This is a genomic window from Frigoribacterium faeni, assembly GCF_007988805.1.
GTDB classification, from domain to species: Bacteria; Actinomycetota; Actinomycetes; order Actinomycetales; family Microbacteriaceae; genus Frigoribacterium; species Frigoribacterium faeni.
The window spans coordinates 40739-66252 of record NZ_BJUV01000015.1 but is presented as its reverse complement, the minus strand read 5'-3'; the positions used below and the strand labels follow the sequence as shown (position 1 = coordinate 66252).

The 25514-nt window shown below is 70.8% G+C and carries 21 protein-coding genes; 5 read left to right on the top strand and 16 right to left on the bottom strand.

All coding sequences use genetic code 11. From position 1 onward, the window contains the following. Nucleotides 1-49: 49 nt before the first annotated feature. From proA to FFA01_RS08740, 12 genes are all read right to left on the bottom strand, one after another. The gene (proA, locus tag FFA01_RS08795; RefSeq protein ID WP_146855126.1) at nucleotides 50-5953 is read right to left on the bottom strand and encodes an anti-phage protein ProA; all 5904 of its coding nucleotides are present in this window, start codon (nucleotides 5951-5953) and stop codon (nucleotides 50-52) included. Between the two features lie 106 nt (nucleotides 5954-6059). After that, on the bottom strand, nucleotides 6060-7853 hold the full coding sequence (locus FFA01_RS08790; RefSeq protein ID WP_146855123.1) for an alpha/beta hydrolase family protein: 1794 nt from the start codon (nucleotides 7851-7853) through the stop codon (nucleotides 6060-6062). Nucleotides 7854-8009: 156 nt separating this feature from the next. Next, on the bottom strand, nucleotides 8010-9104 hold the full coding sequence (locus FFA01_RS08785) for a type I restriction endonuclease (RefSeq protein ID WP_146855121.1): 1095 nt from the start codon (nucleotides 9102-9104) through the stop codon (nucleotides 8010-8012). Nucleotides 9105-9338: 234 nt separating this feature from the next. After that, complete coding sequence (locus FFA01_RS08780; protein ID WP_146855119.1) at nucleotides 9339-10658, bottom strand: hypothetical protein; 1320 nt, start codon at nucleotides 10656-10658, stop codon at nucleotides 9339-9341. Nucleotides 10659-10872: 214 nt separating this feature from the next. Further along, the gene (locus FFA01_RS08775) at nucleotides 10873-11403 is read right to left on the bottom strand and encodes a hypothetical protein (protein WP_146855116.1); all 531 of its coding nucleotides are present in this window, start codon (nucleotides 11401-11403) and stop codon (nucleotides 10873-10875) included. A gap of 816 nt (nucleotides 11404-12219) precedes the next feature. After that, a complete protein-coding gene (locus FFA01_RS08770) occupies nucleotides 12220-12921 on the bottom strand; it encodes a hypothetical protein (protein ID WP_146855113.1) in 702 nt (233 codons plus the stop codon). A 62-nt stretch (nucleotides 12922-12983) separates the two neighbouring features. Further along, nucleotides 12984-13271 (bottom strand): hypothetical protein, encoded by a 288-nt coding sequence (locus tag FFA01_RS08765; RefSeq protein WP_146855110.1) that lies wholly within the window; start codon nucleotides 13269-13271, stop codon nucleotides 12984-12986. Nucleotides 13272-13374: 103 nt separating this feature from the next. Continuing rightward, on the bottom strand, nucleotides 13375-13779 hold the full coding sequence (locus FFA01_RS08760; RefSeq protein WP_146855108.1) for a Rid family detoxifying hydrolase: 405 nt from the start codon (nucleotides 13777-13779) through the stop codon (nucleotides 13375-13377). Further along, nucleotides 13776-14915 (bottom strand): aminotransferase class V-fold PLP-dependent enzyme, encoded by a 1140-nt coding sequence (locus FFA01_RS08755; protein ID WP_146855106.1) that lies wholly within the window; start codon nucleotides 14913-14915, stop codon nucleotides 13776-13778. Before FFA01_RS08755 ends, FFA01_RS08760 begins: the two co-directional genes overlap by 4 nt. Beyond that, a complete protein-coding gene (locus FFA01_RS08750; RefSeq protein ID WP_146855103.1) occupies nucleotides 14912-15727 on the bottom strand; it encodes an amino acid ABC transporter ATP-binding protein in 816 nt (271 codons plus the stop codon). The genes FFA01_RS08755 and FFA01_RS08750 overlap by 4 nt, the downstream gene beginning before the upstream one ends. Then, nucleotides 15724-16716, bottom strand: a complete 993-nt coding sequence (locus tag FFA01_RS08745) for an amino acid ABC transporter permease (protein WP_146855101.1) — start codon at nucleotides 16714-16716, stop codon at nucleotides 15724-15726. The genes FFA01_RS08750 and FFA01_RS08745 overlap by 4 nt, the downstream gene beginning before the upstream one ends. Beyond that, entirely contained in the window at nucleotides 16717-17691 is a 975-nt protein-coding gene (locus tag FFA01_RS08740) for an ABC transporter substrate-binding protein (protein WP_146855098.1), read from the bottom strand. A gap of 111 nt (nucleotides 17692-17802) precedes the next feature. On the opposite strand from FFA01_RS08740, the gene FFA01_RS08735 reads away from it, so the two are divergent. Beyond that, nucleotides 17803-18642 carry a helix-turn-helix transcriptional regulator gene (locus FFA01_RS08735; RefSeq protein ID WP_146855095.1) on the top strand — a complete coding sequence of 280 codons (840 nt, stop codon included), beginning with the start codon at nucleotides 17803-17805 and terminating at the stop codon, nucleotides 18640-18642. A 193-nt stretch (nucleotides 18643-18835) separates the two neighbouring features. Here the strand turns inward: FFA01_RS08735 and FFA01_RS08730 are convergent, their stop codons facing one another. Continuing rightward, on the bottom strand, nucleotides 18836-19135 hold the full coding sequence (locus FFA01_RS08730; RefSeq protein ID WP_146855093.1) for a hypothetical protein: 300 nt from the start codon (nucleotides 19133-19135) through the stop codon (nucleotides 18836-18838). Between the two features lie 213 nt (nucleotides 19136-19348). On the opposite strand from FFA01_RS08730, the gene FFA01_RS08725 reads away from it, so the two are divergent. Next, nucleotides 19349-20056: a 2OG-Fe(II) oxygenase family protein gene (locus FFA01_RS08725; RefSeq protein ID WP_146855090.1), complete on the top strand. Its 708-nt coding sequence runs from the start codon at nucleotides 19349-19351 to the stop codon at nucleotides 20054-20056. A gap of 394 nt (nucleotides 20057-20450) precedes the next feature. Here the strand turns inward: FFA01_RS08725 and FFA01_RS08720 are convergent, their stop codons facing one another. Then, nucleotides 20451-21650: an HAD-IA family hydrolase gene (locus FFA01_RS08720; protein ID WP_146855088.1), complete on the bottom strand. Its 1200-nt coding sequence runs from the start codon at nucleotides 21648-21650 to the stop codon at nucleotides 20451-20453. 216 nt (nucleotides 21651-21866) lie between these two features. Here FFA01_RS08720 and FFA01_RS08715 point away from each other — a divergent pair, with 216 nt between their 5' ends. The 3 genes from FFA01_RS08715 to FFA01_RS08705 all read left to right on the top strand — a co-directional run bounded on the left by FFA01_RS08715 (nucleotide 21867) and on the right by FFA01_RS08705 (nucleotide 23955). Next, complete coding sequence (locus tag FFA01_RS08715) at nucleotides 21867-22418, top strand: GNAT family N-acetyltransferase (protein WP_146855084.1); 552 nt, start codon at nucleotides 21867-21869, stop codon at nucleotides 22416-22418. 239 nt (nucleotides 22419-22657) lie between these two features. After that, the gene (locus FFA01_RS08710; protein WP_182501129.1) at nucleotides 22658-23374 is read left to right on the top strand and encodes a G5 domain-containing protein; all 717 of its coding nucleotides are present in this window, start codon (nucleotides 22658-22660) and stop codon (nucleotides 23372-23374) included. A gap of 71 nt (nucleotides 23375-23445) precedes the next feature. After that, nucleotides 23446-23955 carry a hypothetical protein gene (locus FFA01_RS08705; RefSeq protein ID WP_146855081.1) on the top strand — a complete coding sequence of 170 codons (510 nt, stop codon included), beginning with the start codon at nucleotides 23446-23448 and terminating at the stop codon, nucleotides 23953-23955. Between the two features lie 104 nt (nucleotides 23956-24059). Here the strand turns inward: FFA01_RS08705 and FFA01_RS08700 are convergent, their stop codons facing one another. Next, nucleotides 24060-24491, bottom strand: a complete 432-nt coding sequence (locus FFA01_RS08700; protein WP_146855079.1) for a GNAT family N-acetyltransferase — start codon at nucleotides 24489-24491, stop codon at nucleotides 24060-24062. Between the two features lie 148 nt (nucleotides 24492-24639). Beyond that, nucleotides 24640-25407: an inositol monophosphatase family protein gene (locus FFA01_RS08695; RefSeq protein ID WP_146855076.1), complete on the bottom strand. Its 768-nt coding sequence runs from the start codon at nucleotides 25405-25407 to the stop codon at nucleotides 24640-24642. Nucleotides 25408-25514 lie beyond the last annotated feature (107 nt).

The following is a 25514-nucleotide window of genomic DNA, read 5'->3' as shown; positions in this document are numbered from 1 at the left end:
GTGTCGGCGACCCCGTTCTGGGGCCGACGGCAGGTGCCGAGCGCTCTGCCTAGCGGCCGGCCGGCCCAGGAACGGCCGCGACCAGCCTGTCGAGCACACCCTCACGATCAGCGAGCCACTCGGGCAGCCACACGCGCTCGACCGCAGGCCATTTCATCAACCCGCCGAGCACCTCCACGGGCAGTGCGTCACGATCGGCGACCGTGCCCCGCTGGGCCCAGCTCGGACCGTCGAGCAGGACGGCCGTCGTCGGCGCACCAGGGTGCCCTGCCGCGGAGACGGCGAGGTCGACCTTGAAGTCCGAGAGCCCGACGTCGGTCGTGACCTCGAGACCGCGACCCCGCAGCGCCTCGGCCAGATCCTCACGGTGGAGATCCGACCTCGTCGTCGTGCGGGCGGCCGAGAGGACGTTCTCCGCGCCCCGCTGCGCGAGCTCGAGGTACGCCCGGAGGTCGCGGATGCCGCGCGACGTCGTCTCTTCGGCCCGCAGATCACCCGGGTCGAAGCTCGAGAACAGGATCACCTGACGGCGGGCTCGCGTGATCGCCACGTTCAGACGGCGCTCGCCGCCGAAGTTCGTCAGAGGGCCGAAGTTCAGCGGCAGCACGCCCTTGTCGTTCGCGCTGAAGGCCGTCGAGAACAGGATGGTGTCGCGCTCGTCCCCCTGCACGTTCTCGAGGTTCTTGACGAACAGTCCGTCGGTGGAGGCGTCCAGCGCGTCGACGATCCGCTCGTCGCCCGTGTCGCGCAGCATCGACTCGATGAGCGTGCGCTGCTGGGCGTTGAACGTGACGACGCCCAGCGACGGCGTGCCCGCCGGGTCGACGGCGAACCGGTGACGGATCTCGGCCACGATCGCGTCGGCCTCGACCTGGTTCGTCCGCAGGGTCTTGGCGGGGCCGGACCGGAGGAACCTCCCGTCGACGCGACGCAGGGTGATCCCGTGGCCGCCGACGCCGTCGTCGACGGAACCATGGGCCGGAGCAGGGAACGACGTCAGGCGGTCCTCGTAGTAGTTTCGGTTGCTGAAGGCGATGAGGGACTCGTCCTGGCTGCGGTAGTGCCACGAGAGCCACCGGCTCTCGATCCGGGCCTGCTTGCACTCCGCGAGGATCGACTCCTCGTCGCGGGCGAGGACGTCCTCGATCTGGGCCTCGGTGTCGTCGTCGTCGACGGTGGCCTCCGCGAACGACGTGGGAGGCATCTGCTTGCTGTCGCCAACCACGACCACCGAGGTGGCCCGCCCCATGGCCCCGACGGCGTCGGCCACGCGGACCTGCGAGGCCTCGTCGAAGACGACGATGTCGAAGAGGTCGGCCTTCGCCGGGAAGAACCGGGCGACGGAGTCCGGGCTGACGAGGACGCACGGGGTGATCTCGGCCACGAGGTCGCCGTAGGTCGTCATGATGTCGCGGACGCTCATGCGGCCGCGCATCTTGTTGACCTCGGCGACGAACTTGCCGGCGCGGCCCTTGGCCGTCTGATGGTCGAAGCCACGCCGCCCGAGGAGCTGCGCGGGGATCGACTGCGGAAGCTCGTCTCGGATGTCGCGGGCCGAGTCGGTGTAGCGATCGATGGCCCGCTCCTGCCCGAGCGCGTCGAACTCGTCCAGACCAGTCGAGCGTGCGCGTTCGTGTGCGCTGGCCGTCGCGAATCCGCGCTCGAACGCGTCGCGGGCCTCGTCGGCGGGCAGAGCACCCGTGAGAACGGTGTTGTAGGCCTCGAGCAGCCCGTGAGTCCGCAGCGGTGCGACGGCGCGTCGCCATCTGATCCAGTTCGTGAGACTGACCCCCGCAGGCTGCAGAGGGTCCCGCCCTGTGCGAGTCGCCTTCCACGAGACGAAGAACGGAGCGTCTCCGGACCAGGAGGCCCAGGCCTCGGGCGTCGTCCCGGGCGCGGACCTCAGCGCCTCGGTCGCATCGGCCAGCCGTGTCACTCGTGTGGCGGATTCGGGAGCCGCGCCCTGCCTCTCGGCCGTCAGGCTCTCCAGAGCGGTGCGGAACGCCCGCCCACTCGCATCGCCCGTCTCCGGATCGGTTACGGACGACAGCCACCGCAGCCACGAGACCTGAGCGCCGACGTGGCTGCGGTCGGATTTGCGGACGGGATTCCAGCCCGACCAGACACCGAGCCCGGGGACCGCATCGATCTGCGCGGCGAGACTGCGGACGGCGTCGCGCAGGGCCACGAAGCGTGCCGTCGAGGACGGAAGCGACTTGAGATCGACGGTCACACCCGGGCGGGTGACATGAGCGAAGGAGGCGGCCACGGCTCGTCGACGCTTCTTGCGTCCGAAGAACCCGGAGGAGTGCGCGACCGTCGCCTCATGCGCGATGCGGTCGAGGTCGAGCGCCAGGATGTCGGGCTCGACGACCGTCAGCACATCGCCGAACGCCGGGGTGAGACCCTCGAGCTCGGTGAGCAGTCGCTGAGTCTCTGTCCGCCAGTTCGCCGTGCGCGCCTCCTTCAGGACAGATCGGCTCACGCCGCCTCCGTTGAGCGTCCCCACCAGCGTGCGGAGTTCGGCGACCGTCGAGGCCGTCTCCAGGACGGCGGCCGTCGCCTCGTCGGCGCTCGCCGCGTCGAGGGCGTCGTCGAGTTCGGCGACGGAGGCGAGAAGGGACGCCTCGTCGACGGTGTCGCTCTCGGTCACGTCGACGAAGCTCCAGGCGTGCCGGGCAGCGGGGCGGGCGCGACCGGCGTGGTCGGCCAGTTCGCGGAGCGCGGTGCGCACCGCATGCAGATCATCGGCGGAGGCGGTGGCCGCGAAGTGCTCGGGGACGGTGAGCTCGAAGGCCGCCTCGGCATGCACCAGCTCGGCGACGTGGGCGGAGTAGAGGCTGTGACCGGTCGTGTTGACCTCGTGGACCTGGCCGGTGTACCGGGCCAGGCGACGGCGGGCGGAGTCCATCGAGTCCGTCGCGCGGGCGAGGCCCTCGGAGTCCGCGGAGGCGCGCTGCGCCAGAGAGGTCCGCAGGTGCTCGCGAAGGGGCGCCGGCTTGCTGCCCTTGTCGTGCAGGTCGAGCGTGAAGGGCCCGAGACCGACGCCGGCGAGCCTCCTCTGCACGACCTCGAGCGCCGCCCGCTTCTCGGCGACGAACAGCACCTTCTTGCCTTCGGTGATGGCCTTGGCCAGCAGGTTCGTGATCGTCTGGGACTTGCCGGTGCCGGGCGGGCCTTCGAGGACGAACGTGCGCCCTGCCGTGGCGGCCGCGACGGCCGCGGCCTGAGACGAGTCGGCCGAGACGGGGAGCGTCGCGAGGAGTGCGTCGAGATCCGTGCGCGCCGGCTCGGACACGCCTTGTGCCGCAGCGGTCGACGCGTCGACGAACGGCTCGGTGGGGGACTCGATCAGGTGACGCACCAGATCGTTGCCGGCCAGCGCCTCCCAGTTGTCGTCGAGGTCCTTCCAGAGTCGGAACTTGGCGAACTGGAGGATCGCGACATCGACGGTCGGCTCGACATTGGCCTCGATGCCCGATTCGAGGATGGCCAGACGCGTCTCGGTCAGCACGCGCTGGATGTCGATGCCGGAGGCGTCGCCGGCGGGATCGGCCAGAGCGGGGATGCGGAGCCCGTGCTCGGCGCGGAGCTTCTCGAGCAGGCAGTAGTTCGGGGTCGAGGCCCCGGCATCGTCGAGGACCACCTGATACCCGCCGGACTTGCCCTTCGCCCGCAGCGTCACCGGTACGAGGATGAGGGGGGAGCGGACCGTCTTGTCTTTGACCTTCCAGACGAGCGAGCCGATGGAGATGTACAGGTTGTTGGCGCCGGTCTCGTCGAGCACGGTCTTGGCCTTGTAGGCGAGGGCCCGCAGGAGGCGCGGGTACGCCTCGGTCGACGCGTCCGTGTAGAGCTGATGCTTCGTGTGGAACAGATCGGCGCGGTCGTCGGACGACAGGTCGCGTCCCCACCGGACTCCGCGCTGCACCTCGACGGCCGGGAGAGCGTCGGACGGGAGGAGCTCGAAGGCCTTGCCGCCGTTCAGGTAGTCCTCGAACTCGGCGAGGCCCTCTTCGGCGACGTGCAGCGGGAATCGTGCTCGGTCGGCGAAGTTGATGAGGCGGTTGCGGAGGCTGAGGTCGAGGAGGGAGTTCTTCCAGCGCTGGACGCGGGGCGGGACGGGTGCGGCGTCGGTCTGACCGTCGTCGTCCGTTCGGAGTTCGGGCACGTACGCGGCGGGACGCGAGTGGACGGCCTGGTAGTCGACCACGACCACGGCTCCGTCTTCGGATGTCACACGCGCCGGCAGCGGGTAGACCCTGCTCGTGCGCGCCTGGTGCACGTCGGTGATGCCGACGACGCGGTCGAGGTCGCCGGAGAGGTGCTGTTCGAGCGGCAGTCGGCGGATGTCGTGGAGACCGACGCCTGCGTGGTCCTCCGTGAGCATGGTCGTCTCGATCACCCGGGCATAGTCGGTGCGCACGAGGTTGGGGAGCGCGAACGCGCTCGTGGTCGCCGGGCTCGCCAGCGAGGTCTCCTCGCGCCAGTACGCCAGGAAGGCGTGGCCTTCGACGACGACCAGCATGGGGCGGATGCCGACCCGCTCGAGGGCCGCGGCGAGTGTCACGGTCGTGTCGAGGCAGGTGCCCAACCGGCCGACGAGGACCTCGTGGGGCGTGCGGACCTTCTGCCCGTCGTCCGACCAGCTGGCCGGCGGCACGCTGTACCGGATCGACCGGGCGCGCATTGCCGTCATGATCGCGTCGACGGTCGCATCCACCCGCTCGGGACCCTGCTGGTATCCGACCAGGGCGCCGCTCCCCGTCTGCCTGGCCAGTTCGTCGGCGGCCTCGGCGACGAGGGACTCGAGGGCGGGGTGGTTGGGCTGCACGTGCGCCGCGAGCATCTCGAGCGACATCAGGGTCGGACGGGCGAGCCACTGGTTCGCGGCGAGGAGCAGCACATCGACGGTGCCGCGGCCGAGCTCGAGGTCGTCGTGGACGACGGCGACGACGACTCTGGCAGGCCGCGCCTCCTCGATGCCCAGCATCACCGCGGGGTCGACCTTGATGTCGAGCTGGGGAAGCAGCGTCTCGGACCCTGCGACGAGATCGACGAAGTACTCGGTGGGAGCCCCGATGGGCCCGGCGGCCGACTCGATGCCCACGGTCAGTCGTGCGCCTCGGGCCGTCGTGGTCGGGCTCGTCAGGGTCACCTCGGAGATGACGGTCAGGCCGTTGTGCGCCATCGCGTAGCTGATGACCGGGGCGCAGGAGATGGAGACGGTGACGGGTGAGGAGGCGCGGGCGGGCGGTGTCGACGCGGGGGCTGCCGGCGCGGGGGCGGGTGTGGGCGGTGTCAACGCGGGGGTGGGTGTGGGCGGTGTCGACGCCGGGACTGCGGGCGTGGTCGCCGCGGGTGCGGGCGCGGGTGGCATCGAGGCGGGGACGGCCGGAGGCGTCGGGAGGCGCGGGGGAGTCTGGGGCGGAGGCGCGAGTGTCAGAGACGCGGGCCGGTCAGGCGTCGTGGCGGCTGGTGTCGGAGTCGCTGACGGGGTCGTGGTGGCCATCCGCACCTGGAGGTCGCGCCGGAGGGTGCTGAGCGCGTCGGCGCTCGCGGTGGCGCCGCAGATGGTGAGAAGGCGTTGGGCGGAGTCGACTGCGCGGTAGGCGTCAGCGTCGTCGAAGGCGACGTTGTGGGCCCAGTCGTTGCGGACCTCGCGGAGCTCACCGGCGAGACGTGTGCCCGCCCGACCGAGCAGGGCCTCGAAGGGGCGGCCGAGCGCGCCGAGCGACTCGGTCATGGTGCGGAGGATGACCTGGAGGTCGGTCTCGGTGTAGACGCCGCCGCTTCTGCCGCCGGCTTCGTCGCGTCGTTCGAGCAGAGTCGTCCACGGCATCCCCGCCAGCAGATGCGGCGCGAGAGCGTCGGCGACGACCGGCTGCAGTCCACGGGCGAGTTCGGTGACGGCTCGTCCGACGTATTCGTGGTTCGTGATGCTGGTGCTCACGTGCGCCTCCCGGTGCGGTGTTCGGGAGACCCTGTGACCGCGTCGCTCGACGCGCCCCTTTCGATTCCCCCTGGTGCTGCTGTTGTCATCGTGCCATGCGGCACCGTCACTGCTGTGCGGAGACTGCTCCGGGCTCCAGACCGTTCTCCGTCAGATAGCGCAGCGCTCTCTCGACGGTGAGGATCTTCCGCTTCAGGTCTTTCAGGCCCGGTGCGGACTCGTCGCTGAACTCGTCCATGCGTTCGTGTTGGCGGCGGACATCGATCTCGATCTGCGCGAGGACGCTCCAGACTGCGGGATCAGGCTCGAGGCCCTGCAGCTGCCTCAGGATGGTCGCGGCCAGGCGACGCTCGACGATGGCCTCGAGGGTCTCGGCCGTCGTGCCCTGCCCGGCGAGACCGTACGCGATGCCACCGCCGCCTCCCGAGACGAGGGTTCCGGCCGTCAGGAGGCCGCCGATCATCCCACCTGGTCCGAACGCCGCGAGGGCGCTCGTGACCGCAGCTGCTCCAGCGACGCCGGGGGCCGCTGCGAGCGCCAGGCCGCCGGTCGCGACGACGATGGCTGCGGCGCCCACGCTGAGGGCTCCCCACTTGATCCAACCCGCCCCACGACCAGGGCTGAGGACACTGCGTGCGCGCTTAGCGGCCTCGAAGATGTCGATGCCGTACTGCGTGCCCAGCCCCATTTCGGCGCAGAGTTCTTTCATCGCCTCGAGCCACTTCTCACGCGGCAGATCGATCTCGAAGGGGCGGAGGACGTTCTCGGCCGCCAGCACGGTGAGGAGAACGACCGCCTCGTCTTTGCCCAGGTAGCGCCCCGGTTGCGGTTCGACGAGGTCACCTGTTGGGCTTGGCGGATGGACCATGAGCCGCGTCACGTTGACGGGAACCTGTCGGCCCTCAGCTTCATTGCGCGCGATGATGTCCGTCACGACGTCGGTCTGGACGCGGCGGAGTGCGCCGGTGAACCGGTCCAGCTCGTCGCCTTTCAGTCGCCTCCGCATGAGGTGGGCATATCGCAGCGCCATGATCGCCATGGACTCAGCCGGATCGAGAGGGATGTCGACACCCCTCTCCACCGCCTCGAGCTCGGTCGACAAGGAGCCGAACAGGGCGTACCCGATCGCGGCGCCGACAGCGTCTGATCCCAGGTACTCCTCGGCGAGGTGCCCTCGGACGAATGACGGAGTCGTGGCGATGCGGAAGTCCACCATCCACGGGAACACGGACGACAGCCCGCGGTGAGCCGCGACGGGGTCCGACGCGTTCCAGAAGTTGACCCACCAGGCGAGGTTAAAGGGAGGCTCCTTCAGGCCGTCCTTCAACTTGTCGACGTCGAAGGCGCCGTTCGCGAGAGGGCTCCCGATCGTGACCATCCCGACCACCTCGACCCCGGCAGGAAGGCGGCGCAGGAGATCGGCCGCGATGACCGAGCCGAGGCTATGGCCCACGAGGACAATGCGACCCGTCGACGGCAGGGCGTTCAACACCCGGTTGAGCACCTGAGCGCGGATCTGCGGGTTTGACAGGTAGTTTCGGGCCTGCTTGAAGTAGGGCACGGCGACGGCAGCACTCACGGCGGTGTCCAACCCCAGCAGGCCGTTTCCCCGCGCGTGCTTGCCCAGGCGCCATTCGACAGCACCCATCCGGCTTTCGAAGGCCCGGCGGTTGGTCTTCGCCGCTTCGCGAGTCGGAGCCTTCCCGGTGTAGTCAGGGAGTGTCTCGCGGACATCCCAGTCTTTCAGCGCATGGGCGTACTTCGGGGCCACGACCTCCGCCGACTCGAGACCGGGGTACCCCAAGCGGACCAGAGACTCCGACAGGGTGGCCTTCCACTTGTCGTCTTGATCGCCGTCGCCGACGCCATGGAGGAAGACGAGGATGGGGGCTGTTGTCACAAGTGGCTCCAGTGCAGTTCGAGAGGTCGTAGTGGTGTGAGCGGCGCAGGCTCTCGCCCAGCGACTCGCAGATGTGCAATTCGGCGCAAGTGCTGCCGGGACCGGGCTGACACGGTCGACGGGTGCATGCGCCCCTGTCGCGTCGACGGTGCGTGCCTAGGCGTAGGCCTTGACGGACTCGCGGATCGCTTCGGCGTGGGAGTAGATCTCGTCGAGGGACTCGATGGCGTGCTTGGTCTCGACCTTGGCCGCGTCGAAGAGGCCGAGGTACTTCTGCTTCTTGCCGTTGAAGTGCAGGCGCGCGATCGGCTTGCGGTTGTTGTCATCGAGCAGGACCGCGAAGTACGACTTCGCATCACGGTGCACCACCCGCTGCGGCTTGACCTCGCTGCACGCGATCGCCTTGACGATCTGGTAGCCCTCGAGCTCCTCCAGGGTGGTCTCGGTCTCCGTGTCCCGGTCCAGGTCCGCCTCGACGACGGCCTCGCTCGTCACCGCGCCGGTGGGCGCCTCCGCCGGGATCGACGGGAAGCTCGATGAGCCCAGCGCGGTCTTCAGGCGGTCGTTGACCTGGTCGTTCAGGAACTGCTTCGACGCCTTCGTCACGAGCGGCGTGAACTGCTCGCGCACCTTCTGCGTGAACGACCCCTCGTAGACCCGCGTGGTCACGAACTTGACCCAGTCGTCCGACGGCTCGCGGAACTGAGCAGCGATGGCCCGCTTGAGCTGTCCGACGTACTTGAGCTCCTCGGCGGCGCTGATGACGGAGTCGAGGTCGAAGACGTCTTTCGTGAGCTTGCTCAGCTCGGGCAGGAGGGTCTCGTCGATGTCGGACAGGTCGAGCACCAGGAAGGGCTTGTCGTCCATCCGGTTCGGCGCGTCGAGGTCCGTGTAGAAGTGGTAGCTCTCGCCGTTGGTCAACACAGCGATCCGAGCGTTCGTCACGGCGAAGTAGCGGTAGAGCTGCGAAGCGTGCTCGATGCGGAGGGGCTCCGTCGATTTTTTGCACTCGATGAGGATCTGCACCTCGCCGTCGCGCATGATCGCGTAATCGATCTTCTCGCCCTTCTTCACACCGACATCGGCCGTGAACTCGGGCACCACCTCGAGCGGGTTGAAGACGTCGTAGCCGAGGATCGTCGAGATGAACGGCATGATGAACGCGTTCTTCGTCGCTTCTTCGGTCTGAATGGCCTCGCGCTGGTTCTTGACCTTCAATGCGAGTGCGGCGAGCCGCTCGGCGAACTCCATCGTTATCCCCTTTAGTGACGGTTTCTCATGACACTAATTCATGCGCATGGACTCGTGTGACCGATCCTCAGGATCGTTCGGACCCAGTTCTGGTGTCCTGAAGGCAGGGGCAGTGAGAATCCTCGTGAGATGCCCGGAGACATCGGGCAGTAGCTCGCTGACTGCGAGGGCTCCATCGTCCCCTAGCGAAAGCGGAGAACGTCACGGACAATGGCCTCTCCGTGCGCCGGCGCCTTAGCTGCGTGGCTTCACGGCGACGGTCGGGGTGCTCGTCGTCTTCACGGTCGCGTAACCGGCCTTGGTGCCGGTGACGGAGACGGTGACCTTCTTCCCGGCCGCGGCCTTCGGCAGGATGAAGGTCCGCCCGGTCGCGCCCGAGACGGCGACCCCGTTCAGGTTCCATTGATACGACAGCCCGACCGGTCCGGGGGACCAGGTTCCGGGTGTCGCCGTCAGGGTGGACCACACTCTGACCGTGCCCGAGATCTTCGGCACGGGCGTGGACGTCAACGCTCGATTCACCGGAGCGGTCGGAGCGCTGACCATCCTCGTAGTGGAGAAGCCGTCTTTGGTGCCGGTCACGGCGGCGGTCACCTTCTTGCCGGCTGCAGACGCGGGCAACGTGAAGGTGCGTCCTGTCGCACCCGCGACGACCAGCCCGTCAACCGACCACTGGTAGGTCAGCGCCACCGGTGCGGGGGCCCAGGTGCCGGGCGTGACGGTCAGAGTGGAGCCGACCCTGACCCATCCCGACAGCGTGGGCACCGGACTCGCGGTGAGCGCTCGAGTCACGGGGGCGGTCGGCGAACTCGTCCTCTTCACGGTGGCGTAGCCGGTCTTGGTGCCGGTCACCGAGGCGGTGACCTTCTTGCCGGCGGCGGATGTCGGCAGGGTGAAGGTCGATCCGGTGGCACCTGAGACGGCGACTCCGTCGAGAGCCCACTGGTACGTCAGTCCGACCGGGGCGGGTGCCCATGTGCCGGGCGCGGCGGTCAGGGTCGATCCGACCTTGGTCGGGCCGGAGAGCGTGGGCACGGGTGTGGACGTGAGCGTCTTCAAGGTCGACGTGAGCGGCGCGATCGTGGTGCCGGCCACGAACGTCAAGCCCAGACTGCAATCGCACGCCCGCTCCGGCGCGAAGAGGATGACGGTGATCGGTCCGGAGCGAGAGTGCGTGTATGTCCGGGAGATGTGTCCCGAGGGGGTCGGATACGGCACCAGGACGTCGTCATCGGTCCACTCGGTGGTGTGCGTGTTGGACCCCAGGTTGTAGGTCGTGTACGTGGACGTCGAGAACGGATATCGGGTGCTCGACCCCTCGTAGATGCCGAGCGCTACCGGGGCCCATCCGGACTGGGGCTGCTGGAAGTCGAAGTCGATGGAGAAGCCGGTGGCGTTCCCGGCGATGACGACGTTCGTGATGGCCGGGGCTGAACTCTGCCCGCTCGTCACGATGGGAGACGGGTTCTCGGCCGCCATCGCTGCGGTTCCGCCAGCACCCAGCAGGAGCGTAGATGCCAACGTCACGGCGATGATTCGGGTGGACCATGTCATCGGAGGCTCCATCACAGCGTCATCGCCGTCATCTGGCTCATCGCACGGGCGCGACGAGGAGTCGATTCATCGGCTCAGCTTCAGCGGCGCCGATGGAAATGACTGATCCTCGCACAAGGCCGACTCGACAAGCCAGCTAATTTTCTCCCCGCGCGGTGGTCGCCCGATGCGTCGAGGTCGGAACCGATCTCGACGGGCCGGGTCTGGAGCGGCATCAAACCCGGCGGGCCCTCCGTCGCTGCAGCGCCACCACCACCGTCGTCGCGAGCGCCGCGGCCGCCGCGACGGTCGCGGACGACGAGACGCCGGTCGGCGACAGCCACGACAGGTCGGTCACCTTGGTCACCACGATCGCCCACGGCACCGTCACCATCACCGTGATGACCACGACCGCGAGCACGGCACCGAGGAGGCGCAGCTCCGGCCGCCTCCGCAGCAGCCAGTCAGGCAGACCCGCGAGGAGGCCCGCCACCAGCCCGTAGAACCAGAGCGCCAGCGCGCCGCCGAGCATCACGGGGTAGGCGACCGCGAGGACCTGCAGCCCCTCGGCCGAACCCGAGAAGACCAGCGCGACGAGTGCGAAGCCGATGGGCACCAGGCAGACCGCCGCCGCGCCTCCCCACGCCGTCGTCCAGGGCAGGACGGAGAGCAGCGTCGACTGCTTCCGTGTCGTCGGCGTCGGCGTCGGCGTCGCCGTGGTCGGGCTCGGGTCGACGTCGGCGCTGACAGCGGGGGTGAGGGTCATGGTTCGACGCTAGAGAGATCCGCCGCCGACCTCGTCGTCCGCAGGTCGCAGCGGGGTCGTCCTCGCGGACGGATTCGGCGGCGCGACGCCCTCGTTCCGACGGACGGCTCAGTCCTCGAGTGGGACGGGCGAGCAGCTCGTCTCCGCGGCCGGTGAGGCCTCCGGGGAGGCGCGCCATCGGTCTGCGGCTATTACGCGTCTATGCGTAACAGCTGGTGCGGGATGCAGTGACTCGACGCGGCGCGGGCGGGATGCGGTGACTCGACGCGGCGCGGGCGGGATGCGGTGACTCGGCGCGGCGCGGGCGGGATGCGGTGGCCTGACCCGGCACGGTCGCGGAGCACAGACACTCGGCCCTGCACCGACATTGCAGGCTGTCACCGGATGCGGCACTCGCCGTTCGGCTCCTCCGCATCGATGCGTAATAGTTCGCGAGCGATGCAGTCACCCGGCACGGCACGGCACGGCACGGCACGGGCGCGGAAGGCGGTCACCCGACACGGCACCGCTGCGGCATGCAGCCACCGGATTCGGCACTCGCCGTGCGGTTTCTACGCATCGATGCGTAATAGCTCGCGAGCGATGCAGCCACCCCGCACGGCACGGCACGGCACGGCACGGCACGGCACGGGCGCGGAAGGCGGTCACCCGACACGTCACCGCTACGGCAGACAGTCGCCGGACGCGGCACTCGGCGCACGGTTCCTCCGCATCGATGCGTAATAGCTCGCGAGCGTTGCAGCCACCCTGCACAGCAGGGGCCCGGGCTACAGCGCCCCGACCCGCCCTGACCCGCCCCGCCCCGACCCGCCCCGCCTACGGCTCGAGCGGGATCGCCGGCGCTCGCGGCGGGATCCCGAGATCACGCGCCGCCTCGACGGAGGCCCCGTAGATCGCGGCATAGCGAGCACGCGCCCGAGCAGCCGACGCCGCCTGGGCCGGACGCTCCACCTCCACCTCGTACCCGATCGTCCGACGAGCCGTCGCCTCGGCGTCCAACGCCGTGCTCCAGAGCCAGACACGTCGCGGAGGCGGGCCGTCCACGTCGGCGACCAGCACCTCCTCGGGGACCCTCACCACAGGCCCCGGCGCCCCGTCCGGCTGCGTCGCCAGCATCACCCCGATCGCCACCCCGATCCCGACCAGCAGCCCCAGCGCACCCCCGACGATCACCCCCGTCGGATCACCGGCCGACGCGAAGTCCGCGCCCCGAGTTCCGACCCCGGGCAGCACGCCCGACCCACCGACGACGACACCGACCAACGCGCCGGCCGACGCGCAGGCGACCGCCAGCAGCACCGAGCGGAGCACGACCCCGAGCCCAGCCAGAAGCCTCCGTCGACGGACGGTCGCCGCATCGAACGCCGCCCGCCAGCGCCGCTCGCTCCCCGGCCCGAGCCCGTCGCGGTCCACGTACCACTCGCCGTCAGGAGCCCGGAAGACAGGGAGGCGCGGGTGCGGGAGACCACCGAACGGCACCTCCCGCGACGGGGCCGGCTGGTGGTCGGGTGGGGTCACGTCGTGTCGTCGATTCTGTCGAGCGCCGTCCATCCACTCCAGCGCGGACGGTCTCGGCGGTGTCAAGCCGCTTCGCGCGAGCGGCGGGCCCAGCGGACGAGCAGCACGGAGGCGATCACCGCAGCGACGGCGACGGCCACCAGGGCGGCGAGGATCAGCACAGCGGAGACGGTGAGCGAGAACGCGAACCAGTCGAACGGCTGCTCCGACGTGTACACCGCGGTCGAACCGGCCGACCGGAACGCCATGTCCTGGATCAGCACCGACGCGACACCAGCGACGACGCCGAACACCCCGAGCACGACGCCCAGACGGGCCAGGCTCGACCGCCGCGTCGTCGAAGACTCCATGGGCTGAGGATAGGGCGGCCAGGCGCCCGTGTCACCCGGCGGAGCCGCGCCGGGCACGACCCAGAGCCCGAGCCCGACCCCGAACCCGAGCCCGGCCCCCCCCTCAGGCGACGACCGCCCCCACGAACTCGATCTCGACCCGGGCCCCCTTCGGCAGCGCCGCCACCTGGTAGGCGGCCCGCGCCGGCAGCACCCCGCCCGAGAACACCTCGGCGTAGACCTCGTTCACCACCGCGAAGTCCGCGATGTCGGCCAGCAGCACCGTCGTCTTCACGACCTGGCCGATGCCCGAGCCGGCCGCCTCGAGGATCGCCGCCCCGTTCCGGAGCGACTGGCGCGCCTCCTCGGCGACCCCCGGACCCGCGAACTCGCCCGAGACCGGATCGATCGGCAGCTGCCCCGAGACGAAGACGAGGTCCCCGACCCGGACGGCCTGCGAATAGGGCCCGATCGCGGCCGGAGCCGCCTCGGTGTGCACCGCGCGGACGGAATCAGGAGACAGGGTCATGCGCGTCCTCCCAGGACGGTCAGAGCCGCGTCGAGCGCAGCCGGAGTGGTCGTCGCGTGCACGCTCAGGCGCACCCGGTCGTCGCCGTGGATCGTCGCCGTCACACCGGCCGCCTCGAGCCGAGCACCGAGCGAGGCCGCCGAGCCCGACGGCGCACCCGCCACGACGATGCCGGCCCGCTCCTCCCGAGCGACCGGCGAGAGCACCGGCACCCCGGCCTCCTCGAGCCGCTCGATCAGGGCCCCCGCCGTGTCGCCGATCCGGGACGCGATCATGCCGACCCCGACCGACTCCACCTGCGACAGCGCCGCGGCCAGCGCCCCCGACGCGAACGGCGACCCGTTCGTCACCGACAGACGCTGCGCCCCCGGCAACGGCGCATGCGGCGACCCGTCGTACCGGGACGCCCCCTCCACCCCGGTCCAGCCGCCGAGCACCGGCCGCAGCCGGTCCAGCGCCCGCGGGGACAACGCGACGAAACCCGTGCCCCAGCCCGCGCGCAACCACTTCTGACCGCCCACGACCAGCGCGTCGGCGAGCGTCCAGTCGGCCTCGATCACGCCGAAGCCCTGGATGCCGTCGACCACGAGCAGACGGTCGCCCACCGCCTCGCGGAGACCCGCCAGGTCGGCGACGGCACCCGTGCGGAAGTCGACCGCGCTCATGGCGACGGCCACGGTGTCCGGACCGACGGCGTCGGCCACGCGCTCCGGCGTCACCGGCGCCAGCGGTCGGCCGGGGACCGGAGGCAGGGTGCGCACCGTGGTGAGCCCCGCCTCCTCGGACCGCCACCAGGCGTAGAGGTTCGACGGGAACTCGGCACCGCTCACCAGCACCTCGCCGCGGGGCAGACCGAACGCGACCTGCATCAGCCCCAGGGAGGTGCTGCTCGCCAGCACGACGCCGCTGCGGTCGAACCCGGAGAGACGCGAGACCGCCGCGAGGGCGCGTTCGTCCTCGGCGTGCAGGCCCGACGAGGGGACCCCGGCGCTCGCCGCCGTCGCCAGCCGCGTGATCGTGTCGATCACCACCCGCGACGGCGGACCGTAGCTGCCGAAGTTGAGGTAGCCGACGGGCTCGGCGAACGACGCGAGGTAGGCGTCGAGCGACGAGCCCGTGCCGGCGTCCGCCGTCACGAGAGCACCCGCTGCAGGAACTGCTTCGTGCGCGCCTCCCGCGGCGCACCGAGCACCTGCTCGACCGGACCCTGCTCGACGATCCCGCCGTCCGCCATGAAGACCACCCGGTCGGCGACCTCGCGGGCGAACTGGATCTCGTGCGTCACGACGAGCATCGTCATCCCGTCACGGGCCAGATCGCCCATCACCTTGAGCACCTCGCCGACCAGCTCGGGGTCGAGCGCCGAGGTCGGCTCGTCGAACAGCAGGAACAGCGGCTTCATCGCGACGGCCCGCGCGATCGCGACCCGCTGCCGCTGCCCGCCCGAGAGCTGGCCCGGGTAGGCGTCGACCTTGTCGCCGAGTCCCACCCGCTGGAGGATCTCGACGGCCTCGGCCCGCGCCTCCTTCGCATTCCGCCTCTGCACCCGCACCGGACCCTCGACGATGTTGCCGAGCACGGTCAGATGGGGGAACAGGTTGAAGTGCTGGAACACCATGCCGGTGCGCGCCCGCTGCGCCGAGAGCCGGCGTTCGCTGAGCTCGTGCAGCCTCCCGTCGCGGAGCTCGAAGCCCATCGGCTCGCCTCCGACCCAGACCTCGCCGGTGTCGGGCTCCTCCAGCCGGTTCAGGGTGCGGAGGAACGTCGACTTGCCGGCTCCCGACGGGCCGATGATGCAGACCACCTCGCCGCTGCGCACCGTCATCGAGACGTCGCGGAGCACCTCGTGGCTGCCGTACGACTTGCCGATGCCGATGGCCTCGAGGACGGGGGCGGCGTTGCCGTCGCGACCCGCGCCTCCTGATGTCGTCGCCGTCGTCGCGGTCATGGGGTGCTCCTCACGAGGGGTGCGCGGCCGAGGTCGGCGGCGACTCTGCGGCGCAGGGCGCGCGCGTTCGGCGGACCGCCGGGGCGGCGGTCCTGTCGGTCGAAGCCGCGCTCCAGGTAGAACTGGCCGACGCTCGCGACGCTGACGATGACCATGTACCAGATGGCCGCGGCGATCAGGGTCTCCATCACCTGGAGGTTGAACGACGCGATGTTGTTCGCGGCCTTGATCAGCTCGAGATAGCCGATCACCGACGCCATCGCCGTGCCCTTCAGCATGTTGATGAAGTCGTTGCCGGTCGGCGGGATGATGATCCGCATCGCCTGCGGCAGCACGATGCGGGACATGCGCTGCATCGGGGTCTGGCCGATCGACTGCGCGGCCTCGATCTGACCGCGGTCGACGCTCTTCAACCCCGCGCGGACGATCTCGGCCATGTACGCGCTCTCGTTGAGGGCGAGGCCGAGGAACGCCGCGACGAACGTGGTCATGATGTCGTTCGTGCTGACGTCGACGAACACGACGTCGGTGAACGGCACCCCGAGCTGCAGCCGCGGGAAGATCAGCGCCAGGTTGTACCAGAGCAGGATCTGCAGCAGCACGGGCAGCCCGCGGAACAGCCAGGTGTAGCCGGACGCGAACGCCTGCGCCACCGGGTTCTTCGAGATGCGCATCAGGGCGATGACGACGCCGATGACGATCGCGCTCACCTGCGCGGCCACGGCCAGCACGATGGTGCCGACGAGGCCCTGCAGGATGATCGGCGAGACCAGGTAGTACGGGATGTCGCGGTACGAGATGTCGCCCTGCGACGCCCCGTAGACCAGCGCGACCAGCAGCACCACGATGACGGCGGCGCTGATCCACCGGCCCCAGTGCTTGAGGCGGACCTGGGGGAGCAGCTGACGGGGAGCCGAGGAGGCGCGGGTCGCGTCTCCGACGTCGGCGCCCGCCCCCGTGCCGGCGCCCGTCGGTCGTCCGGTCGCCACCTACTCGCCGCCGTTGACGGTCGCCTCGGTGACGCTGCCCGAGGTGATGCCCCAGGCGTCGAGGATCTCGCCGTAGGTGCCGTCGTCGATCAGCGAGTCGAGGGCCGCGGCGATGGCGTCGCGCAGCTCGGGGTCGTCCTTGTTGACGCCGATGCCGTAGGGCGCGCCGTCGATGACGTCGCCGGGCACGACCTCGAAGGCCTCGCCGTCCTGCGCCGTCTTCGAGATGTAGACGGCGCTCGGCAGGTCGTTGACGATCGCATCGATGCGGCCGGTGCGCAGCTGGGTCTGGTTCTGGCTGTCGCTGTCGGTCACGGTGATGTCGAGGGGGTCGCCGCCGTCGGACTCGCACTGCGTGCTGGTCGCCTCGGCGAACTCCTGCTGGCTCGTGCCGGTGACGACGGCGATCGACTTGCCGCAGAGGGTGTCGGGGCCGGTGATGTCGGCCGGGTTGCCCTTCTGCACCATCAGCGTGATGCCCGAGGTGAGGTAGTCGACGAAGTCGATCGCCTCCTGACGCTCGGCGGTGTCGTTCATGGCCGCGATGGTCACGTCGACGCGACCCGACTGCAGGCCGGTGATCAGCGAGCCGAAGTCCTGGTTCTGGTACTCGACGTCGAGGCCGAGCTTGCTGCCGATCGCCGTGATCAGGTCGTGGTCGGAGCCGATCACCGTCGAGCCGTCGGCCGCGTAGAAGTTGTTCGGCGGCGACTGCACGAACGAGCCCACGTTCAGCGTGCCGGCCTCGGCGATGTCGGCGGGGACCTGCCCGGCCAGGGAGTCGTCCACCTCGACGCCGGCGAGCAGCGCGCTCGTGTCGGGGATGGTCGACGACGAGGCGTCGTCGGTGGAGCCGCCGCCGGCGTCACCCGGCTGCGGGGCGCTCGGTCCGCCGCACGCCGTGAGGGTCAGCGCCAGGACGGCGCCCGTGGCGACGGTGCCCCAGAGGGCGGAGCGGGAGCGGGATCGGGTCATGGTCGAGCCTTTCGTGAACATCGTCGGTCATCGCGCTGGCCGGATGTCAGGCAGCGTGAGAAGAAATTATCACAGTGCGAGGATCTGGTCACACGTCGGTACCCTGGGGGCATGACGAATCACGGTGGTGGGGCGGCCGCGGGTGCGGTGGCCGCGGGCGCGGCGGCTGAGGGCGCAGCGGCAGGCGCGGCGGCTGTGGGCGCGGCGGCGGGCGCGGCGGCGGGCGGGGCTTCGGGCAGCGCGACCGAGGTCGACCGCAGCCGTGTGCTGCGTGCGGAGTTCGGGCCCTATCTGCCGATGATGGACTTCCTGGCCGAATTGCTCGGTCCGCGCACCGAGGTGGTGCTGCACGACACGAGCGACCTCAGCCGGTCGATCGTGGCCCTGACGAACGGTCACGTGAGCGGTCGCAGCGTCGGCGGTCCGGCGACCGACCTGGTGCTGAAGGTGCTGCAGAACCACGAGCACGACGACCAGGACTACCTCGCCAACTACCTGGCGGAGTCGCGCACGGGCGGCACGTTCCGCTCGTCGACGTTCTTCATCCGCGACGCCGACGGCGAGGTGGTCGGCATGCTCTGCATCAACATCGACGACGAGCCGCTCACCCGGGCCCGCGACCTGCTCGAGGCGATCACCGCGACCACGGGTCTCGTCAAGGGCGGGAGCCGAGGAGGCGCGGGCCCGGTCGGCCCGTCACCCACGACGGTCGCGGAGCGCCTGAGCATGAACGTCGACGAGCTCGCCCTCGACGGCGTCGCGCGCATCGTGGCGGCGCAGCGCGTCGACCCGCAGCGCATGACCCCGGACGAGAAGATCGCCGCCGTGCGCGAGATCGAGCGCGCGGGGCTGTTCCTGCTGAAGGGCGCCGTCGCGCAGGTGGCCTCGGCGCTCTGCGTGTCCGAGCCGACGGTGTACCGGTACGTGCGCGCGGTGCGGACCGAGGGCTGAGTCGTGGCCCCGGCCGCCGTGCGGTCCGAGGGCCGAGTCGTGGCCGAGGCCGCCGTGCGGTCCGAGGGCTGCGCCGTGGCCTGGGTCGTCGTCCCGGCCGTGGCGCGTGCGGCGCCGCGGACCGTGGCTCGGACAGCTGGCCGGGTCGTGCCCGGGTCGAGTCGTGCCCGGGTCGAGTGGTGCCCTGGTCGGTCTAGTTCGCGGAGGGGGAGCGGGGCTCGTCGGCGGGGCGGGCGGCGGCGTCCTGGTGCGCGGTGCCGGTCCGACGAGGGACGTCCGTCGCCTGTGCGGCGTCGGTCGCGGGCGCCGTGCCGTTCGTCGGCGACTGCTCGTCGCGCCGGCGCTTGCGGATCATCAGGCCGAAGTACGTCAGGCACCCCGCACCCGAGATCAGCATCAGCCAGCCGATGGGCTGTCCGAGGGCGATCAGGACGATCGCGAAGACGGCCGTGACGCTGAGGATCACGATGAGCTGCTTCTCGGCCTTCGTCATGTGCACAGACTAGGGGGTCCTCTTCCGCCCGATGGCTCTAGGGTGAAGGTCGGGGATCGCGTTCGAAGCCGCCACCCGATCGAGTGGTCGGAAGATGTTCTTCGCGCGACGAGGAAGAGCATCGTCGGACCACTCGATGCTCGCGGGGCTGACGAGGGGGAGGTTCGCATGACGGTGTTCGCCGGGGGTCGGAGGCGTGCGACGACGCGGGTGATGAGGCGCTCGGTCCGGCGGGGGATCGCCGCCGTGCTGGTGGCGACGACCGCGGGCCTGCTCGCGGGATGCACCCCCGCCTCGGAGCGGAGCCCCAGCCCCATGACCCACAGCGGACCGCCACCGACCGCGATGACGATCGAGGACGGGGTCGAGGTCTGGGATCTCACCGTCCCTCCGAGCGCCGAGGCGTTCGGCATCGCCGAGCGCGACGATCCGGTCAGCAGCTTCGCCGTGGGCGGCTACAGCTCGCACGGCGGCGGAGGGCGGCCCGTGCGGTTCGAGCTGCCCGGAGATCGGACCGTCGACCTGCGAGCCCACGATGTGGTCTTCCAGCTGAACGACTCGCCCGAGGGCGTCACCGACCCGCGGACGGGCGAGGTCCTGGTGCCCGAGGGGCGGCGGTACTCGCTCCGGGTCAGCACTCCGGCCCTCGAGGGAGCCGAGGCGGGCCAGGCCGGCTACGAGGAGGCGCTCGCCGAGCTCGGTCTGCCGGGGGACTCCGCGAGGGAGCTGCAGCAGGAGATCGCCGACGCGCCGAACGCCTCGCCGCTGGATGTGGGGCGGGTCGGTGCGAGCGCGGAGCTCCCTTCTGAGAAGGGAATGACGTTCGGCGTGAGCTCGAGCTTCCGGCCCGATCCCGATCCCGATCGCCAGGTGTTCCTCCTCGAGTACTCCGCGGTCTGGGACGTCGTCCCGATCCCCTGACCCGCAGGCGGGTCCGCGGCCCCATCGAGTGGTCCGAAGATGTCCCTCGCGCGTCCGTGAAGAGCATCTTCTGACCACTCGATGTCGTCTAGCCCGCGAGCGGGTTCGTCGCACGATCGAGTGGTCGGAACATGTCCGTCGCGCGTCCGTGAAGAGCATCGTTCGCCCGATCGAGTGGTCGAAAGATGTCCTTCGCGCGTCGAGGAAGAGCATCTTCTGACCACTCGATGTCGTCTAGCCCGCGAGCGGGTTCGCGGCCCGATCGAGTGGTCGAAAAATGTCCTTCGCGCGTCGAGGAAGAGCATCTTCTGACCACTCGATGTCGGTTCGACTCGCGAGCGCCAGCGGGCGGGGGCGTCCTCGGGGCGCGACCCGCGCCTCCTCGGCTGGTCGGTCAGGGGCGCAGATCGGCGAGGGGGCGCGTCCAGGCGACCTCGCGGGCGAGCTGGCCGGTGGCGCGGAAGAGCTGGACCTGGTGCGTGTCGGCGAGCGCTCCGGCGAGGGCGTCGCGATCCGCGGGGACGAAGCCGAGCTTCTGCCAGAACGGCCCCGAGCGACGAGAGAAGAGCCAGGCGCGCTCAGCTCCTGCAGCAGCGGCCTCGGCGAGCGCGTGGGTCGCCAGGCTGGTGCCGGCTCCGTCGGCTCGGAGGTTCGGTGCGACGGCGACGCTGCGGACGAGAGCGTGCTCGCCGTCGGCGCTGAGTTCGAAGCCGGTGCTGCCGACGACGGCGCCGGCGCTGTCGCGCTCGAGCCAGAGGCGCAGGCCCGGCGCGTCGAGGCCGGCGAGGGTGAGATCGGCCTCGGTGAGGAACGCGCGGACGTCCCGCTCGTCCGCGGGTCGAGCCGGCGCGAGGGAGGTGCGGGGCGCGGGTGACCGTCGTGCCGTCGTCCTGCCTCGCGACGGTCGCGCGCCGGCCGGTCGGAGCATCGACGCGAGCGCTCCCGCCAGAGCGTGCTCACCGTCGTCGGCGCCTCGGTCGACGAGCACCGCCGACATCCGGGCCGCCCGAGCCCCCGCGACGTCGTGCTCGGCGTCGTCGCCGGCGAAGAGGCACTCGGACGGCTCGACGCCGAGCTCGCCCGCGAGGTGGTGGAACGCCCGCGCATCGGGCTTGGCCACGCCGATCCTCTCGGAGGTGCAGATCACGTCGACGAGGTCGGTCAGGCCGATCACGTGGAGCTTGTCGCGCTGCTGCTCGTCCGTGCCGTTCGTCAGGATGCCCAGCCGGTAGCCGTCGTGCCGCAGACGCCGGAGTTCGTCGGCGCTGTCGGAGAACGCCCGCCAGGCCCCGCGGTAGGCGTCGAGGTAGCGCTCGAAGAGGGCGTCGAGCCCGGCGTCGTCGGTGGGGGTGGACACGCCGAGACCGGGGAGGACCTGCCGCAGGCGGCGCCGGCGCTGCTCGGCGAAGCCGATCCGCCCCGCACGCCAGTGCTCGAACTGCTCGCGCTCGGCTGCCGACCAGGCCTCGCGGACGGCGTCCGACGGCGCGACGCCGAGCGACGCGACGAACGCGTCGACCCCGGCCCGCGCCGACCCCCGGTGATCGAAGAGGGTGCCGTCGAGATCGAACCCCACCGCCCGGATCCGCGCCATGCGTGCAGCTTAACGGGACCCCCGTCGAGGAGGCGCGGGTCGACGTCACCCGCGCCCTCCCGTCGACACCACCTCGCCCGGCGTGCTCTCGCTCGACGTCCCTCGCTCGACTCTCGCTCGCTCGACGGCATCGAGTGGTCGGAAGATGCTCGTCGCGAGCCCGGGAAGAGCATCTTCCGACCACTCGATGGCGAGCGGGGCCTAGGGTGACGTCTCATGTACAGCGTCGAGGTCGTCCGCCCAGGGGAGCCGGCGGCGCAGGAGATCATCACGGCGTATCTGATCGAGGTGGCGTCGAGGTACCACGGTCGCCCGGCCACGCCCGAGGAGATCGAGCAGGCGCTCCGCGACGAACCGTTCGAGGACCTCGAGGGCGACAGCGGGCGGCTCCTCGTCGCGCTGACGGGCGACGGGCCGGCGGCCTGCGCCGGGGTGCGCTTCGTCTCGGCGGGTGGGGATGGCGCTGGCGCCGATGCCGACGGTGGCGGTGGCGTCGGCGGACGGACCGTGACGAGCGCCCGCCTCGAGACCGTCGGCGAGCTGACCAAGGTCTTCACTCTGCCGGCCTTCCGCTCCCAGGGGCTCGGCACTCTGCTCATCGCCGAGGTGGGGCGGGTCTGCCGGGCCCGCGGCATCCGGACGCTCCGGCTCGACACCCGCGCCGACCTCGTAGAGGCGTGCGCCCTCTACGAACGGCTCGGCTTCGAACGCGTCGCGCCCTTCAACGACGAGCCGTACTCGGACCGCTGGTACTCGCTGGTCTTGTAGCGGGCCCGGGCGAGCCGCGCCTCCTCGGGCCGGGAGCCGCCCGCCCTCGCGTCGTCGTCCGGCTCGAGTGGTCGGAAGATGCTCGTCGCGGGCGAGGGAAGAGCATCTTCGGACCACTCGATGACGGTCGGCGGGGCCCGTCGCGTTCTACCCCTGAACGGGGCCTGCCAGGGGTCGTGTCCGTCGACGATGCTGTGCGGGCCCTATGAAGACGTCACGGGGCGAGACGGGGATTCGCGATGAAGCGCTGGTGGCACGGACTGACGAACAAGGGGCGCGTGCTCGTGGCCGTGGGCTTCACCGGCGCGATGCTCGTGGTGGGAGTCCCGCTCAACGTCGCCGCCGTCGGTCTGGCCGACAGCCTCCCGGACACCTCGACGGCGGCCGGTGTGGCCCACGTGGACGGCGCGACGACCGAGGCCGCGTCGCCCCGCGCGACGGCGACACCGAAGGCCGCTCCGACCCCGACAGCGAGACCGACCCCGACACCGGTCGTCACCGTCGAGCGGGTCGACGTGAGCGAGGCCGTCGCCTTCGACTCCATCTCGGTCGACGACCCGACGATGGACGTCGGAAGCAGCTCGATCACCGTCGCCGGCCGCGCGGGGACGCTCGTCCGGTCGTGGGACGTCACGTACACCGACGGCGTCGAGTCCGCGCGCGAGCTCGCCGGCGAATCGGTCACCGTCCCTCCGGTGCAGCAGGTGACCAACGTCGGGTCGAAGGCGCCGTACGTGGCCCCGGCTCCCGTCGCGGCACCCGCCCCGGCTCCCGTCGCCGGGGGCTCCGGCTGCGACACGAACTACAGCGGCGCCTGCGTGCCGATCGCGTCGGACGTCGACTGCGCCGGAGGCAGCGGGAACGGCCCGGCCTACACCGAGGGCCCGGTCACCGTGGTCGGGTCGGACGTCTACGACCTCGACCGCGACGGCGACGGGATCGCCTGCGACAAGTGACCCCCGCCGATGCGGGTCGGGTGCGGTGCTCGCGGTGTCCCCGAGGAGGCGCGGGTCGCTAGGGTCGGCGCATGGACGAGTATCCGAGCTGGTCGCCTCCCGACGTCGAGCGGCGCACGGCGTTCGTGCTGAACACGCCGCACGTCCTCGGGGCGGTGGGCGAGGTCGTCGTGGTCGCCGAGCGGGTCGAGATCACCGATGCGCGTGTCTGGCTGCATGCCCGCGCCTTGTCGAACGCCTTCACCGAACGCCTGACGACCGAGTTCAGGGCGGCAGGTCGGGCCTGGCGCGACCTCGTCGCGACGGACGGGTGGGATGCCGCGGGCGACCCGCCGGAGGAGCCGGGGCTCGTCATGACGGAGGTCGACGTCCGGCTGGGCGACGGGGCGGACGGCCACGACGGGCACCCCGGGCATGGTGGACATGGCCATGATCGGGTCGTCTCCGTCGGCGGCTCGGGCACCGATTGGGTCGCGACGTGGAGCTGGGCGCGCCCGGAGGGCGACGAGCTGACGTTCGTGGCGACCTCACCCGACGGGGAGGTGACGAGCCTGCGGGTCGACCCGCGCCTCCTCGGCTGACGGGTCTCGCCGCGTCGACTCCGATCGACTGGTCGGAAGATGCTCGTCAGACGCGTCGGAAGAGCATCTTCGGACCAGTCGATCGCGCCCGTCGCGGTCGGGAGTCAGGGGTCGCGGCGGGTCATGAAGACGTCGACGGCGTCCTCGGTGTCGAGCACGAACCCGTGCCGCTCGTAGAGACGACGCGCCGCGCTGCCGACCAGCACGTTCAGGCGGAACGGCGCCGCCCCCGGCTCGGCGAGCACCGAGCGCAGCACGTGCTCGCCGACGCGTCGGCCCTGGAGCGCCCGGGCGAGGTAGAAGTGCTCGATCCAGCGCGCCTCCTCGGTGGGACGCACGGCGATCGACCCGACATCGCGACCGTCGACCACGATCACCCGGGTGCACGCCGGATCGTAGGCGTCGCGCATGCGCTGGCGCACCCGCACCTCGTCGTAGACGCCGAGACGCGTGAGGTCGTCGCGCATGACGTCCGCCCGCAGTTCGAGCAGCCAGTCGAGATCGTCGGCGGTGCTCGGACGAAGAGTGATTTCCACCCCACGAGCCTACGGGCGCCGGACACCTCGAGCTCCCGAACGCGAGCCCGTCCGCGGGATCGAGTGGTCCGAAGATGCTCTTCGTTGTGCCGGGAGGAGCATCTTCGGACCACTCGATCTCCGCGATGCGAGGGACGCGCGACGACGCTCAGCCCGGGCGCTCGACCTCGCGGACGCGCGCGACGGCCTCGCCGACGGCCCGAGCGGACCCCGCGATCTGCCAGCGACGCCCGAGGTGCTCCAGGACCTCGGTGAGGCCGCCGGCGCCCTCGACGAGCGCCCGCCCGGGCAGCCAGTCCCAGTCGTCGCAGTCCGCCTGAACCCACAGCCCGATCCGCCCCGCGGCGACGTCGGCCAGGTCGCAGGTGCCCGACCCGCTGACCCGCACCGTCGCCGAGGACCCGAGGAGGCGCGCCATCACGGCCACGCTCGTCGCGTCCCCGAGATCCGACGCGTTCACGAACGTGGCCACGCCGCACTCCGCCAGCGGCCGATCGACCAGGCGCTCGACCGGGTGGCCGTTCAGCCGCGTGCCGTCGGCGTCGGCCAGCCAGGTCTCGTCGAGGGCCGGGCGGTGCACGGCTCCGAGCGCGAGGTCGCCGTCGACCTCGAGGGCCACCGCGCTGCACCACGATGCCAGCCCCGACAGGAAGTTGAACGTGCCGTCGATCGGATCGACGACCCACTGACGGCCGTTCCTCGACTGGGTCGAGGCGCCCTCCTCTCCGAGCAGGCCGTCGCCTGGCCGAGCGTCGAGCAGCGTGCGCCTGACCTGATCTTCGGCCGCTCGATCGGCGGCGCTCACCAGGTCGGCGTTCGAGGTCTTGCGCTCGGAGGCGAGACCCTCGCCGCGCATCCTGATCGCGAGGCCGGCGGCCTCCCGTACGAGTCGTCCGGCCAGATCGATGTCGTCCATCGCTCCACCGTAGGGCCCCGCGCCGCTCGGGAGATCGAGTGGTCCGAAGATGCTCGTCGTCGCGCCGGGAAGAGCATCTTCGGACCACTCGATCTCGGCAACACGAG